Genomic DNA, 16122 nt, shown 5'->3' with positions numbered 1-16122 from the left:
CTACTCCTCAAATCCGGATGTCGACGCCGCTGCTCGCACCGAGCATGCGGCCGTAACCGCGGCCGGCGTTCGCCGTGGGCGGCAGTTCGTCCTGGCTGATCACCAGTTGCTGCGGACGGCGGCCGCCGTCCTGCTGCTGGCCTTGCTGTTGCCCCGACGACGACTGGTCGCGCAGGCTGAATTGCAGGCCGCCGTCACCGGTTTTCAGGCCGGCGTCATCGAGCGCGCGCTGCAACTGGGTCTGGTCCTGGCGCAGCATCTGCAGCGTCTCGGGCTTTTCCACGGTGAGATGCGACGTCACCTGGCCGTGGCGGTCGACGTCGATTCGCACGTCGATGCGGCCGAGCTCCGCGGGATCGAGCCGGATGTCGAAGCGGGTCGCGCCGCCGCGGGCGCGCGCGGCGATCTCGACCGCGAGGCCTTCGACCGGCACCGGCGCATTGCTCGCGGCGTTTGCGGTGAGCAGCGCGGCGGCCGCGGTCGTCGTGCCGGCAGCGGTGAGGGTCGGTTGCAGATGCGGCACCACCGTGAACGGCGTCTGCGGCAGGTTATTGCTGCCGACATTGGCCTGGGCCTGCGGCAGAGCCGTCTCGGTGCCGAGAGACGAGGCGCCTGGCTTCTGGCCGCCGTCCTTGCCCTCGCCGCCGCCGGCGAGCGCGTGGGCGGCCTTGGAGTCCGCATGCGGCTGGGTCTCGGTCGTCGCCGCAGCGGCCTGCGGCTGCGTCGCCGCGGCCGTGGCGTTTGCCGTCGCTGCCTGGATCGTCGCACCGTCGGCGGTCGTCGCCACCGTCTTGGTCTCGGTCTTGCCGTCCGGCTTGGCAGCGGCGTCGGTCTTGGTGCCGGGCTTGGCCGCATTGGCCTGCGCGGCGAGCGCCGCGAGCTTCGGATCGGTCGCGACACCGGTCGAAGCCGTCTCCGCGGTCGCGGTCTGCGCAGTGCTTTGGGCCTGTGTCGACACGGTTCCGGTCTCGGCCGCCGCCTTGGCCTTGAGCGCAGCAGCGGCCGCAACTGCTGCCGGCGTAGCGCCGGACGCTGTCGCATCGCCGGTCGCGGTGGCGGCCGCCGGCGTGATTTCGACCTTCGGCGCCATCAGTGCGGTGGCGTCCGCGGTGATGGTGACGGTCGCGGTGGCATCGTCGGTCTTTGTCTGGTCGGTGCCCGTTGCGTCCGCACTGGCCTTGCCGTCGCTCGACGCGCCCTCGTCGGAGGACTTGCCACCGTCCGCCTTGTCGCCCTTGGTCTTGCTGGATTTGTCGGCTCCGCCGGCATCGTCCGCTTTCGCATCCGAGGCCGTCGATTCACGGGGCGAGGATGCGTCGTCGGCGCGCCGGGAGCCCTGGTCGGCGTCGCGGCTGCGGTCCGGTACGTCGCTTCGCTCGGCGCGGGAACTGCGGCTGGCGCTGCGCTCGTCCGCCGCACTGCTCGACGGACGGGGGTCCGATTTGGCCGGAGCCGCGGTGGCTTTGTCGTAGGCGGCGGTATTGCTGTCGACGAGCGCAGCGAAATCGTCGGTGTGCGACGACCGCTCTTGCCGCGCCGACGGGCGGGGCGACAGGGAGGCGGTGCTGGCTGCGACATCGGGCGATACGGTGACCACGGCAATCTCTCTCACGCTTCAGTCGAATCCCTTCAGCAAGGACCGGGCCAAACAAAAACAGTAGCGAATACAAACGGATGATGGCGTGTCGGCGGGTTGGGAAGCGGCCGCCGGCACGCGATTCTTGCCGCGGCGGGCAGAATCTGCCGCCGCGTGGTTCGGCAAAAGCCGGCCGCTGCGATTGCGCCCCCGGAACGCGGCCTATATTAAAAGCAGGCCTCACCGAGGTTCGCGGAACTGGCACGGCCGCTTCCGGACAATGCGGAAGGATGACCGCGCGGCAGACGCCGGTCGCAGCTCATGACTGAACCAATGCTCAACAGTCTGGATCTCGAAGGCCGGCCGCAGGACACCCGCGTCGTGGTCGCGATGTCCGGTGGTGTCGATTCCTCGACGACCGCCGCGCTGCTCAAGGCGCAGGGTTACGACGTCGTCGGCATCACGCTGCAGCTCTACGATCACGGCGCCGCCACCCATCGCAAGGGGGCCTGCTGCGCCGGCCAGGACATTCACGACGCCCGCGCGGTCGCGGAGCGGATCGGGATCCCGCACTACGTGCTCGACTACGAAAGCCGGTTTCGCGAGTCGGTGATCGACAGCTTCGCCGACAGCTACGCGTCCGGCGAGACGCCGGTGCCGTGCATCGAGTGCAATCGCTCGGTCAAGTTCCGGGATTTGCTCGCCACAGCGCGCGAACTCGGTGCTTCGGCGCTGGCAACCGGTCACTACGTGTCGTCGCGGCGGCTGCCGGACGGTTCGCGCGCGCTGGTCTGCGCCGCCGATGCCGACCGCGACCAGAGCTATTTCCTGTTCGCCACCACCCGCGAGCAGCTCGACTTCCTGCGCTTCCCGCTCGGCGACATGACCAAGCCGCAGACCCGCGAGCTGGCGCGGCAATTCGGTCTGTCGGTCGCCGACAAGCACGACAGCCAGGACATCTGCTTCGTGCCGACCGGGCGCTACACCGACGTGGTCGAGCGGCTGAAGCCGAACGCGATGGAGCCGGGCGACATCGTCGATGTCGACGGCCGCGTGCTCGGCCGGCACCCCGGCATCGTGCACTTCACCGTCGGCCAGCGCCGCGGTCTCGGTATTGCGTCGCGCGCGCCGCTTTACGTGCTGCGGCTCGATGCGGCGCGGCGGCAGGTCGTGGTCGGCCCGCGCGAAGCGCTGCTGATGGACCGGATCGTGCTGCGCGACGTCAACTGGATCGGCGACGGGGTGCTCGACGATGTGATCGGTGACGGCCTGGAGCTGTTCGTCCGGGTGCGCTCGACGCGGGCGCCGCAGCCGGCCTGGCTGCGCGCCGCGAACGGCGGCTACGAGGTCGAACTCGTGGTCGGCGAAGAGGGCGTGTCGCCGGGCCAGGCTTGCGTGTTCTACGACGCGGCCGAAGGCCAGGCCCGCGTACTCGGCGGCGGCTTCATCAAGAGCGCGGCGCCGCGCCGGTTCGAAGGCGGGCGTGAGCACATCGAGGCGCCGGCGCTGGCCGCCGCGCGCGGCTAAGGACATTTCGGGGCGGGGTATGGCGAACGACATCGATCGCGCGGGCGTGGCGAAAGCCTACGCGCGCTGGGCGCCGATTTACGATCTGGTTTTCGGCAAAGTCTTCGACAGCGGCCGGCAATCGACCATCGCGGTGGCCGATGCGATCGGCGGGCGGGTGCTCGACGTCGGCGTCGGCACCGGACTGTCGCTGTCGGATTATTCGAAGACCACGCGGCTGTGCGGCGTCGACATTTCCGAGCCGATGCTGCGCAAGGCGCACGAGCGTGTTCGCGCGCTGAACCTGACCAATGTCGACGTGCTGGCGGTGATGGACGCCAAGAACCTGGCGTTCCCGGAAAACCACTTCGACGCGGTCGTGGCGCAATACGTCATCACCGCGGTGCCGGACCCGGAAGCCACGCTCGACGATTTCGTCCGCGTGCTGAAGCCGGGCGGCGAGCTGATCCTGGTCAACCACATCGGCGCCGAGAGCGGTCCCCGCAAGCTGTTCGAGCTGGCGTTCTCGCCGATCGCGCGCCGCCTCGGCTGGCGGCCCGAGTTCCCGTGGCAGCGGCTGGTGAACTGGGCGGCGCGTCACGGCGGGGTCGAACTGGCCGAGCGTCGGCCGATGCCGCCGATGGGCCATTTCTCGCTGATCCGCTATCGCAAACTGTGACCTCTCGTCGCCGGAACGCGGCGCCACGCGTCACGTTGTCCGGGCATGATGTCGAAGCTCACCCTTGCATTCGGTTGTCTCGCCTTGGCCGCCGCGCCGGCGCTGGCCCAGGCGCCGCCGAAGCCGCCGACAACCGCCGCTCCGGCCGCGACCGCCTGCGCGCCGCATCCGGGGACCGCCAATCCGCCCGGCACCACCGCGCCTGGCGCCACCACCGGGCAGACCGGGCAGCCGCTCGGCGAAAAGCTGGCTAAAACCGACGGCGTGCTCTGCCCGCCGACCGGCATCGACCCGGAGATCCGCGCGCCGGCCCCGGATGTCGGCACCATGCGGGTGATTCCGCCGCCGGGCACTCCGGGCGGCGACCCGGCGGTGCGGCCGAAATAGCCGATGCGGCGACCGAAGGGCGCGCCGGTCGCTGGCCCGGCCGGCTGCTTGACAGCGCAACCCGCGCCTCCTTATATGCCGCGCGTTCGCGTCGCTTTCGCTCGCAGGGCCGACGACGAACCACCGTGGCGGGGTAGCTCAGCTGGTTAGAGCACGGGAATCATAATCCTGGGGTCGGGGGTTCAAGTCCCTCTCCCGCTACCAAATTCTTCTGCAAATTCTTGAAACCGTGGAACTTGGCCGGCGCATGCTGCGCCAAGAGATGTGTCGTTGATAGACGGCGCAGAGATCTGCACTTGTCACGTCTTCAGAGCCTGAGACGCAGCCTTCCCGTTGCAGCGCCCTCGCGGGGAAGAACAATCTCGAAGACAGATCCACCTCTGTCCGATGTCCTGTATCGGGCATATCGGTCAATCGGCATTGGATCGGGACCCCGTATCGGCGTCCAAAAGGGCCACCTCTGGATGACGAGGCGCGAGCAAGCCGCGAGCGAGCGCGAAGCGGCGGCGGCGCGCTGGATGAAGGAAGTCGACAAGGCCGACACCGGCAAGAAGGTGCTGTGCCCGATGCCGGGGCTGATCGTGTCGATCGCAGTGGCCGAGGGCCAGGAGGTCAAGGCCGGCGAGACGCTCGCCGTGGTCGAGGCGATGAAGATGCAGAACGTGCTGCGCGCCGAGCGCGACGGCCAGATCAAGAAGATCCACGCCGCCGCCGGCGCCACGCTCGCGGTCGACGCGGTGATCATGGAGTTTTCCTGATCGATGTAAGTAATCGCTAGTCAGGTAGCAGCGCGGTTCGTCCGAAAGCCGGCAACTGTCAGAAGTCGACAAGTGTGAAAGTCAGGCATCGTTCGGGACCAAAGTCAGCTGCTCGGCGATCGGGCCCGTTGGCTGGTCCCCGCCCTCGATCGTGCAGCGCGCCGCCATCGAGCTGCCAGCAGCGAGATGCGTCGATCCCGGCTGCGGCGGCCGGCCCGGCAGTCAACGCTGCGCGATCGCAGCGAAGGAACGCGCGTTGAGGTGCCGGGAAAGCCGATCCAATCGAGTCGCGCTTCGGCGGATGCACAACGTAGCGGCCATCATTTTGCACCCCGCCGGCCCGATGCAGACTATGGTCTATCGGGCGGGTTTGTTCGGAGAACCGATCAGATCCGGGAAGCGAGTCGCGAGTGCGGCCCGCAGAAACTTGAAGTGCCCGATGCTGTCTTCCAGCTCCCGGAGCCGACGCTCGGCGTTCGCGATCTCGACGCTGAGTGCGCTCTGCAGCTCGTTGTTCTCCGGCTCGCGATCGATGTATTCGTCGGCGTCGTTGCCGACCGTCAAGGCGGCGCGCGCCAACACATCGGTCAGCCGCTGACTCAGACCTGCGTGCTCCGCCTGCGCTGCCGCAAGCGCGGCATCGATGGACTGTTCGATCGAACTCACGCGGCCGGCGTCGGTTTGAGAATCCCGTCCGGCAGAGCGTGCCTTGAACTGTCTGTCGGGCTTCGACCGCGAGAACATCTGCAACATGGTGCGTGCGAGGATAGTATTCGACCGACTCTAGCAGAATCGGCCGATCGCGCAACGGCGGCCGATGCCACGGATAGTCCGGGTGCGAGGCCTGCCGGCTCGCGGGAGCGCCGCATCGGCGGAAGCAGCGATCGGGCTCGACGGCACCGGCTGTCACAGCCAACGCCTGTCGAAACCTCCGAGGCCGGAGCTTGCGACGCCGTCGCTGAACGCCGAAGTCGCCGCCTCGGACGAACTATTTCTGACGCAGTGCGCGGGCGAGTTGGTCTTCCAGCGGCTTGCGCAGATAGGCGAATGCTGTCCTGACGCCGTTCTGGATGAAGGCTTCGACCGGCATGCCCGGCACCAGCGCCTTGCCTTCGAGCTTGGCCAGTTCGGTCGCGGCGAGGCTGATCCGGGCCACGTAGTACGCCGCACCGGTTTGCTGGTCTTTGGTCAGGTCGGCGGCGATCCGCGTCAATGTCCCGTCGAGCTCGGGCGTGACCGCGGAGTCGAACGCGCTGAAACGCAGCTTGGCGGATTGCCCGACCCTCAGTCGATCGATCATCTGCGGTTCGACCCGGGCCTCGACCACCAGCGCGTCCTTGGGCACAATCAGCATCAGTTGCTCGCCGGCGGTGATCACTCCGCCGACCGTGTGGACTGATTTCTGGTGGACCAGACCATCCTGCGGGGCGCGCAGCACCACGCGCTCGAGCTGATCCATCGCCGCGATGCGGCGCTCACCGAGATCGGCGAGCTTGGTTTCGACCTCGCGCAGCTCGGTCGCCACCTCACGGCGCTGATCCTGAACCAGCTGGATGATCTGCAATTCGGTCTCGGTGATCCGGCCCTTCGCGCGCGCGATTTCGGCGATCAGTTGCCCGTCCTCGCCTGTGAGCCGGGAGGCCTCACGTTCCAGCGCGGTGAGGCGCGCATAGGGCACGAGATTCTTCTCATAAAGCTGCCGGACGCCGTCGAGCTCGGTCTGGATCCAGCGGACCTGCTCGCGCTTCGACGCGATCTGGGCTTCGAGGCCGCGGATTTCGTCGGCGATCTGCGCTTTGCGTTCGCGCAATTGCGACTGCTGGCCGCTGATCGCCTCGCGGCGCCGGGCGAACAGCGTGGTTTCACCGTCGATCATTTCGGCGATCACCGCGACGTCGCGGCGTGCGAGAATCTCCGGAGGCAGCACCAGGGCGTCTCGTCCGCTCTGTTCGGCCTGCAGCCGGGCGCGCCGCGCCGTGAGCTGATTGAGCTGGTTTTCGATCAGCGCCAGATTGGCGCGCGGCAGCGTCTCGTCGAGCCGCACCAGAATGTCGCCGGCGCGGACCTGATCGCCGTCATTGACGTAGATCTCGGCGACCACGCCGCCGGTCGGATGCTGGATGCGCCGCACGTTGCTGTCGACCACCACCTGCGCCGGAGCGATCACCGCGCTGGCGAGAGGCGCGGTCACCGCCCACACGCCGGCGGTGGAAATCACCAGCGTCAGTGTCGCGACGCCGGCAATCACCGCGCGGCGGATATCGCGCGCTGGATTGCTGCGGGGCGGCTTGGTGTCGGGAGATCGAGACATGCGCAGGTCCTCAGCTCACGGCTGCCGCCGGTGCCATGCGGGCGTCGGGCACGGCCTGCAGCGGAACGGCGCCGGGCACCGGATGGCCGGCCAAAGTCTTGCGCAGCACCTCGTCCTTCGGTCCGAACGCCTGCACCTGCCCATTGGCGAGGGTGAGCACGAGGTCGACGGCGGCCAGCGCCGCCGGCCGATGCGCGACGATGATCGCGATGCCGCCGCGGGCGCGCACGCGCCGGATCGCTTCGGTCAGCGCGGCGTCGCCCTCGGCGTCGAGGCTGGCATTCGGCTCGTCGAGCACCACCATGAACGGATCCTTGTACAGCGCGCGTGCCAGCGCGATCCGCTGGCGCTGTCCGCCGGAGAGCGTCGCGCCGGCTTCGCCGACCCGCATCTCGAACCCCTTCGGCAATTTGAGGATCATGTCGTAGGCACCGGCGGCCTTGGCGGCGGCGATCACCGCCTGATCGTCGATCTCCGGATCGAACCTGGCGATGTTCTCCGCCACCGTGCCGTCGAACAACTCGACGTCCTGCGGCAGATAGCCGATCATGCCGCCACGGATATCCGCCGGCCATTGATCGAGCGTCGCGCCGTCGAGCCGGAGCTCGCCGCGGCCGACCGGCCAGATCCCGACCAGCGCCCGCGCCAGGGTCGACTTGCCCGCGGCGGACGGCCCGATCACGCCGAGCGCTTGGCCGGCTTCCAGCTTGAAGGTGGCGTTCTGCACGATCGGCGTGCCGCTGCCGGGTGCAGCGACGAAGACCTGCTCGACCGTCAGCCGCTGTGTCGCGGGTTCCGGCGCCACCGCCGAGGCGGGAGCATCGCCGCTGCCGAGCGCGGCCCGCAGCCGCTGCCATGCCTGCCGTGCGCCGAGAAACGGCCTCCAGATCGAGATCGCGAGTTCGACCGGGGCGAGCGCGCGGCTGCCCATGATCGAGGCCGCGATCATCACGCCGCTGCTGGCCTCGCCTTCGATCACCAGATATGCGCCGAGGCCGAGCAGCGCCGATTGCAGCATGAAGCGCAGCGTCTTCGACAGCGCGCCGAGCGATCCTGCGATATCGGCATTGCGCTGTTGCGCGGCGATATGCTCGTCGTTGGCGGCGCCGATCCGCTCGATCAGACGTCGCTCCATCCCGAGCGCGGCGACGATTTCCGCATTCCGTCGCCCGGCTTCGAGCTGAACGCCGCGCGCCGCGCCGCTGCGAGACGCCTCGCGCGTCGGCTCCCGGGTGAGCAGTTCGGTGACCAGCGCGATTCCGAACAACAGCACTGCACCGGCGACCAGCGTCCAGCCGAGATACGGGTGGAGCAGGAAGCAACCGGCGAGATACAGCGGCATCCACGGCAGATCGAACAGCGTGGTCGGACCGAGCCCGGACAGAAACGAACGGACGGAGTCGAGATCGTGCGACAGTTGCGAGCCGCGATTGCCCGCACCGCCGCGCAGCGGCCCGCGCAGAATGGTGGCGACGACCGGCTGCCACAGTGCGATATGCAGAGCCGCACCGATCCGGGTCAGGATGCGCTGCCTCAAGGAATCGAACAAACCCTGCAGCGCATAGCAAGCCGCGACCGCGATCGACAACGCGATCAGCGTAGGGATGCTCCGTGACGGGATGACGCGATCATACACCTGTAACATGTAGATCGGGCCGGCCAGCATCAGCAGGTTGATCACGGCCGAGAACAGCCCGACCGCAATAAAGGCGTTGCGGCAGGAGGCGATTGCAACGGTCGTTAGATCGCGCGGCTTTGTCGCAGCCTGTTGGGACGGCGTCGGGACGGTCATGATTTCCAATCGAAACGAGCGGCGGATCGCCATGATCAGAGCCGTGCGGGGTTTGTTATCGACGATAAGCGTCAGTCACATGACAGCGCCCGGCGTCGCGCCGGGCCCGTGCAAGCGGATTGTCCTTCCCGAACCTGCGACCAAACGCCGCCGTGCTGCCGGCCGCCCCCGGGGCCGCGAAGGCCGCCCGGGGTGACCAGGGCGAGTGAGAACCGCTCGCGACTTAACGTAGCCAACCGCCTATATCATATGAATATCATACGCGACGCCGGGGCACGGCGCTGTTCTGGAACAGCGCTTCATCGTCAGTTCCGCGCGGCCGGGGATATGGCTGTCGGTCCCGACCTTTCATTCCAACGTTAAGATCCAGTCACCCAATTGTTAGCGTTCACGTCCTAGATGCCGACATTAACAGCTCGTTAACCACGGCCGTTCGGGCCCGTCGCGCCATGCGCGTCGACGGCGCTCGACGTCCATCCCCCGATCATTGGAGTGGCAATCGATGTCGACGACCTATCATGTCCTGGCGAACGGCGACCTCCTGCAGGATTGGACCAACAAAGGTCTGATCACCGCCGACGACAATTGGAACAATGTGCCGTCGATCATGGGCTATCTTGGCGACATCAACGGCGCCTCGCCGACCAATGTCGACCCGCGGACGCTGACCGGCGCGGCCCTCGGCGCAGTCGACGTGATCGCCAACGCGACTGCTCCGAACACCCTGACCAACGGCGGCGTCGCCGAATTCGACATCGCCAACCCGACCATCGCGCTGAACGGCTCGGGCACCGCCGACGCGCCGAGCCTGGTGCTGTATCTCGACGCCTCCGGCCGGGAGGACGTCCGGGTTTCGTTCAATGTCCGCGACCTCGACGCCAGCACCGACAACGCCGCCCAGCAGATCAACGTGCAGTATCGCTTCGGATCCTCCGGCACCTGGACCAACGTGTCCGGCGGCTATGCTGCGGACGTGACCACCCAGGGCAGCGCGACCCAGGTGACGCCGTTCGATCTGCTGCTTCCCGCCGAGGTCAACGGCCACAGTGACCTGCAGGTCCGTATTATGACCACCAACGCCGGCGGCAACGACGAGTGGGTCGGCATCGACGACATCAAGGTGACCAGCGAGCCGGACACGCCGGTCGAGGGACAGACCGTCGGCTTTGTGCCGGGCTCGACCTCGGTCTCTCAGGACGAAGGCGACGCCGGCCCCACCGTCTATACCTTCACGGTGGAGCGCAGCGGGGGCACCGTCGGCGACGTGTCGTTCTCGGGCACCTTCGCCTCGTCGCAGACCAATGCGTCGGACTATGTCGGCGGGACGCCGGCGGGCTTCTCCGGAACGATCGCCGAAGGACAGACCACTGCCACCGTCACCATCACGGTGGCCGGCGACACCAGCAACGAGCCGGACGAGAGCTTCACGCTGACGCTCGACACCGTGTCGAACTCCGCGGCGGTGACCACCACCATCGGCGGTTCCTCCCAGGCCACCGGCGTGATCGTCAATGACGACGTCGGCATCACCAAGATCAGCACCATCCAGGGCGAAGGCGCCAGCAGCACGATGGTCGGCCAGACCGTGACGGTGGAGGCGATCGTGGTCGGCGACTTCCAGAACGGCGACAGCGACACCGGCCGAAACCTGAACGGCTTCTACGTGCAGGAAGAAATCACCGATTCGGACGGCAACGTCCTGACCTCGGAAGCGATCTTCGTCTACGGCGGCTCGACCGACGTCCAGATCGGCGACAAGGTGCGGGTGACCGGCTCCGTCAGCGAATATTTCGGCCTGACCGAGCTGACCGCGAGCAGCATCTCGATCGTCGAAGCCGGCGCGGTGGCCGACATCAACACCATGGCGGTGCAGATCGATCTGCCGTCGGCGGGAACCACGCTGAGCCAGGACGGCGACTACCAGCCCGATCTGGAAGCTTATGAGGGCATGCTGGTCACCATTCCGCAGACCCTGACCATCACCGAGCAGTACAATCTCGATCGCTTCAACGAGATCAAGCTGGTGGCCGGCGACCGCCCGGCGCAGTTCACCCAGGAGAACGCGCCGGACGCCGCGGCGTATCAGGCCTATCTGGCCGAACTCGGCGCCCGCACCATCACCTATGACGACGGTCTCAACACCCAGAACGAGCCGATCAGCAATCTCGACGGCTTCGGCCCGGTCTACAACACCGAGACTGCGCCGCGGATGGGCGACACCATCACCGGGCTGACCGGCGTGCTCGACTATCAGTGGGCCGGCAATTCCGCCTCGGGCGCGACCTGGCGGATCCGCTCCGTCGAGGACGGCACCAACACTTTCGACGACACCGCGCCGGCGCGGACCGAGGAGCCGGCGGACGTCGGCGGTCGCCTCAAGGTGGCGAGCTTCAACGTGCTGAACTACTTCACGACGCTGGATGTCGGCTCCGCCACCACCGCGATCGGTGCCGACCCCCGCGGCGCCGATAACGCGACCGAACTGGCGCGCCAGACCGCCAAGCTGGTCGAAACCATCCTCGACATGGACGTCGACGTGCTGGCCCTGACCGAACTGGAGAACGATTTCCTGGCTGGGTCTTCCGGCAACGCGATCGAGCATCTGGTGGCGCAACTGAACGCCGCGGTCGGTGCCGGCACCTATGCCTGGGTCGATCCCGGCCAACGTTTCGTCGGCGGCGACGCCATCGCGGTGGGCTTCATCTACAACACCACGGCGGTCAAGATCGCCGACGGCACCACGGTCGAGATCCTCAACGACGCCGACCTTCCCGGCCTCGGCCTTTCGGGCCTGCTCAGCCAGAGCACGGTCGGCGCCGTGTTCGACGGCGAGAACACCAGCCGTAACGCGCTGGCGGTGACGTTCGAAGAAGTCGCCACCGGCGAGACCTTCACGGCGATCGCCAACCACCTCAAGTCGAAGAGCGGCACCGGCTCGGGCGCCGACGCCGACCAGGGCGACGGTCAGGGCAACTGGCAGAACCAGCGCGAGCTTGCCGCCACCGCTCTGACCGCCTGGGCGGCGAGCGATCCGACCGGCTCCGGCGATCCGGACGTGATGCTGCTCGGCGACTTCAACGGCTACGCCAAGGAGCAGTCCACGGCGATCATCGAGGGCGCCGGCTACGAGAACCTGCAGAACCGCGAGGAGGGCGCCTACTCCTACGTGTTCGACGGTCAGACCGGCACGCTCGACTACGCCTTTGCCAACGGCAGCCTCGGCTCTCAGGTGTCCGGCGTCACCACCTGGCACATCAACGCCGACGAGGCCGATGCGCTCGACTACAACACCGACTACGGCCGCGACACCTCGATCTTCGACGGCGACGAGGCCGTCCGGGTGTCCGACCATGATCCGGTGATCGTCGGCCTCAACCTCGGCGAAGACGAGCCGGCGGCCGCCTACACGCTGCAGATCCTGCACGCTTCGGACTTCGAGGCCGGCCTCAACGCCGTCGACCGCGCCGGCAATTTCGCCGCCATCGTCGACTATCTGGAGGACACCTACGAGAACTCGATCACGTTGTCGTCGGGCGACAATTTCATCCCGAGCCCGTTCTTCAACGCCGGCAGCGACGCGTCGCTGAAGGAAGTCTACGAGACCGCGCTGGAGACCTACTACGGGCTCACGCCGGGCTCGCTGAACATCTCGCCGGGCTTCGGCACCGCCGACATCTCGATGCTGAACATCATCGGCGTTCAGGCGTCGGCGATCGGCAACCACGAGTTCGACGCCGGCACCAATCCGTTCGCGGCGATCATCCGTCAGACCGCGAGCTTCCCCGGCGCGCAGTTCCCCTACCTCTCGGCCAACCTGAACTTCTCGGGCGACTCCAACCTGTCGGGGCTCTACACCGGCACGATCCAGGACGCGGCCAACTACACCGGCTTCCCGCCGGCGGCCGGCATCGGCAAGAAGATCGCGCCCGCCACCATCATCGAGGAAGGCGGCGAGAAGATCGGCGTGGTCGGCGCCACCACCCAGATCGTCGAGAGCATCTCCTCGACCGGCGGCATCGACGTGATCGGTGACGACGTCAACGACATGGCGGCGCTCGCGGCCATCCTGCAGCCGACCATCGACGAACTGCTGGCCCAGGGCATCAACAAGATCATCCTGGTCAGCCATCTGCAGCAGCTCTCGTTCGAACAGGAACTGGCGCCGCTGCTGCACGGCGTCGACGTCATCATCGCCGGCGGCTCGCACACGCTGCTCGCCGACGACACCGACGTGCTGGCGCCGGGCGACACCGCCGGCGGCACCTACCCGATCGTCACCGCCAACGCCGACGGCAACACCACGCTGATCGTCAACACCTCCGGCGAATACTCCTATGTCGGCCGGCTGGTGGTGGATTTCGACGCTGAAGGCAACGTGATCTACACCGAGAACAAGGCCGTCAACGGCGCCTACGCGAGCACCGACGAGGTGGTCGACTCGCTGTATCAGGGCAACACCACCGTCGACGTCGACAATGACGGCGACGTCGACGCCGACGACGCCAATCCGTTCGCGGAAGGCGGCAGGGGCGATCTGGTCGACGACATCGCGCAGGCGGTGGGCGACGTGATCGAGGCCCAGGACGGCAATCTGTTCGGCAGCACCAGCGTGTATCTGGAAGGCCGCCGCGGCGAGGTGCGCACCGAGGAAACCAATCTCGGCAACCTCACGGCGGACGCCAACCTCTGGTACGCGCAGAAGGTCGACGGCACCGTGCTGGTGTCGATCAAGAACGGCGGCGGCATCCGCGACTCGATCGGCAACGTCTATGCGGTCGGTGACACCGCGGTGGAGAACCCGCCGGCGGCCAACCCCGGCGTCGGCAAGCAGGAAGGCGACATCTCGCAGCTCGACATCGCCAACTCACTGCGCTTCAACAACGCGCTGTCCCTGGTCACGGTCACCGCGTCGCAGCTCCTCGAAGTGCTGGAGCACGCGGTGAAGGCCACCACCGCGACCGCCACCCCGGGCCAGTTCGCTCAGCTCGGCGGCATCTCCTACTCGTTCGACATCGACAATCCGGCCGGCAATCGCGTCCAGTCGGCGGCGCTGATCGACGAGAACGGCAACCCGGTGTTGGCGCTGGTCGCCAATGGCGAGCTGGTGGTCGATCCGAACATGGCGATCCGCGTGGTCACGCTGAGCTTCCTGCTCACCGGCGGCGACGGCTACCCGTTCGCCAGCTTCATCGCTGCCGATCCGGCCTTCGCCAACGTCGTCAACCTGACGCCGGACCTGGTTCCGGACGCCGGCCAGGTCGCCAACTTCGCCGCCGAGGGCACCGAACAGGACGCCTTCGCCGAATATCTCGCGGCGAAATACTCCGACACGCCCTACGACGTGGCGGACACCGATCGGGCGCATGACGAGCGCATCCAGAACCTCGACTATCGCGAGGACACCGTCCTCGATGTCGAGTCGGTGGTTCTGGTCGGCGACGACGACGACAACGAACTCACCGGTGCGCTGGGTGACGACGAGCTCACCGGCCTCGGCGGCGACGATCGTCTCGTCGGCCTTGGCGGCGACGACCGGCTCGACGGCGGCGAGGGCGACGACGTGCTGCTCGGCGGCGCCGGTGACGACCAGCTCGACGGCGGCGAGGGCGACGACGAACTCGACGGCGAGGCCGGCGACGACACCCTGCTCGGCGGCGACGGCGACGACACCCTGCGCGGTGGCGCCGGCGACGACATCCTGGTGGGCGGCGACGGCTACGACACGCTCGAAGCCGGCGACGGCAACGACGAGCTCACGGTGGGTGAGGGCGACACCGCGGACGGCGGCGACGGCGACGACCTGATCATCGTCTCCACCGAAGACGGCGCCCCGGCGCTGATCGACGGCGGTGCCGGCAACGATACCGTCCGGCTGATCGGCGGCGGCAGCAGCGAGCTGCCCTCGACCATCAACGTCGAGAACCTGCAGGTGGCGGAAGGCACCTGGTCGGTCGACGGTTCGGCCACGTATTCGGCCATCACCATCGAGACCGACGCGACCCTGACCTCCAGCCTGATCGTCGACAACGACGACCAGGTGGCGATCGAAGCCGGCGGTACCCTTGCGGTCACCGGTAACGCCATCGTCTGGCAGGGCGGCGGCGACGCGGTGGTCGACAACGCCGGCGAGATCGAAGGTTCCAGCCGTGCCCTGACCACCACCGCCGGCGCGACGGGTTCGCTGGCCGTCAACAACCTCGCGGGCGGCGTCATTCGCGGTGCGGTGACCCCGCAGCAGGCCGGCCACGCCGACGCCAGCATCGTGGTCAACAATGCCGGCGTGATCGAAGCCAACGGCCGCGTGCTCGACTTCCGCAGCTTCGACGCAAACGGCGCTTCGGCGGTGATCAACAACCTGGCCGGCGGTGTCATCCGCCAGGTCGGCAGCAACACCGACGTCATCCGTCCGGGCGTCGACGGCGTCGTCAACAACTGGGGCACGATCACCACCGACGCCTCCTTCGTCGGCGGCGGCGACCTGATCGACTTCCAGAGCGACACCGGCGGCAGCGTCAACAACTACGCCGGCGGTCTGCTGGAGGGTGCGCGCCACGCGGTGACCGGTGACTACGCGGTCACCGTGGTCAACCGCGGCACCATGATCGGTCGCAACGGCTCGGCGGTGAACCTCGATACCGACGGAACCGAAGCGCAGAAGGCGTTCATCACCAACTACGGCGTGATGGAAGGCCGCTCGGCCGAACTGACCGACAGCGACGGCGACGCCATCGATGTCGACGGTCTGGTGCAGGTCGTGAACTACGGCAAGATCTCGGGTCTCGGCGCCGAGGGCTATCACGACGGCGAGCCGAACGTCTCCGAAGCGATCGCGATCGGCGGCGGCAGCATCGTCAACAATGCCGGCGGCGAGATCTACGGCTACGGCCGTGCGATCCAGGTCGACAACTCCAGCAACGCCAACGCGCTGGGGGTGACGACCATCACCAACCACGGCCTGATCAAGGGCGACGGCAACGGTCCGGAAGGGGTCTCCCCCGAGGATGCGGCGCGGTTCGACCTGCGCGGCAACGAGGCGATCAATCTGGTCGGCAGCTATGCCGACAGCCTGTTCAACAGCGCCACCGGTCAGATCGTCGGCGGCGTCGCGATGGG

General features: G+C 67.6%; 8 protein-coding genes, 1 tRNA gene and 1 pseudogene. 6 read left to right on the top strand and 4 right to left on the bottom strand.

All coding sequences use genetic code 11. The annotated features are described in order from the left end of the window. Positions 1-7 precede the first annotated feature (7 nt). Entirely contained in the window at positions 8-1597 is a 1590-nt protein-coding gene (locus DWA33_RS22550; RefSeq protein ID WP_114360743.1) for a flagellar hook-length control protein FliK, read from the bottom strand. Positions 1598-1909: 312 nt separating this feature from the next. Between DWA33_RS22550 and mnmA the strand changes: the two genes are divergently transcribed. From mnmA to DWA33_RS22525, 5 genes and pseudogenes are all read left to right on the top strand, one after another. Then, a complete protein-coding gene (gene mnmA, locus DWA33_RS22545) occupies positions 1910-3103 on the top strand; it encodes a tRNA 2-thiouridine(34) synthase MnmA (protein WP_114360742.1) in 1194 nt (397 codons plus the stop codon). 19 nt (positions 3104-3122) lie between these two features. Next, complete coding sequence (locus tag DWA33_RS22540) at positions 3123-3761, top strand: class I SAM-dependent methyltransferase (RefSeq protein ID WP_114360741.1); 639 nt, start codon at positions 3123-3125, stop codon at positions 3759-3761. A 45-nt stretch (positions 3762-3806) separates the two neighbouring features. Then, positions 3807-4148 (top strand): hypothetical protein, encoded by a 342-nt coding sequence (locus tag DWA33_RS22535; RefSeq protein WP_114360740.1) that lies wholly within the window; start codon positions 3807-3809, stop codon positions 4146-4148. A 127-nt stretch (positions 4149-4275) separates the two neighbouring features. Next, positions 4276-4352 (top strand) — tRNA-Met (locus DWA33_RS22530). A 287-nt stretch (positions 4353-4639) separates the two neighbouring features. Next, a pseudogene (locus DWA33_RS22525) lies at positions 4640-4906 on the top strand (acyl-CoA carboxylase biotin carboxyl carrier protein subunit); the annotation flags it as partial. A gap of 357 nt (positions 4907-5263) precedes the next feature. Here DWA33_RS22525 and DWA33_RS22520 read toward each other — a convergent pair. The 3 genes from DWA33_RS22520 to DWA33_RS22510 form a co-directional block, all read right to left on the bottom strand. Continuing rightward, positions 5264-5659, bottom strand: coding sequence for a hypothetical protein (locus DWA33_RS22520; RefSeq protein WP_114360739.1), 396 nt, complete (start codon positions 5657-5659; stop codon positions 5264-5266). Between the two features lie 235 nt (positions 5660-5894). Continuing rightward, a complete protein-coding gene (locus DWA33_RS22515) occupies positions 5895-7217 on the bottom strand; it encodes an HlyD family type I secretion periplasmic adaptor subunit (protein ID WP_114360738.1) in 1323 nt (440 codons plus the stop codon). Positions 7218-7227: 10 nt separating this feature from the next. Continuing rightward, entirely contained in the window at positions 7228-9009 is a 1782-nt protein-coding gene (locus DWA33_RS22510) for a type I secretion system permease/ATPase (protein ID WP_114360759.1), read from the bottom strand. A gap of 502 nt (positions 9010-9511) precedes the next feature. On the opposite strand from DWA33_RS22510, the gene DWA33_RS22505 reads away from it, so the two are divergent. Continuing rightward, positions 9512-16122 (top strand): ExeM/NucH family extracellular endonuclease (locus DWA33_RS22505; protein ID WP_114360737.1); only part of this gene is annotated, 6611 nt, incomplete at its 3' end.

It is taken from the genome of Rhodopseudomonas pentothenatexigens (assembly GCF_900218015.1).
Lineage (GTDB): Bacteria > Pseudomonadota > Alphaproteobacteria > Rhizobiales > Xanthobacteraceae > Rhodopseudomonas > Rhodopseudomonas pentothenatexigens.
This window is presented reverse-complemented; position numbering and strand designations above follow the sequence as displayed.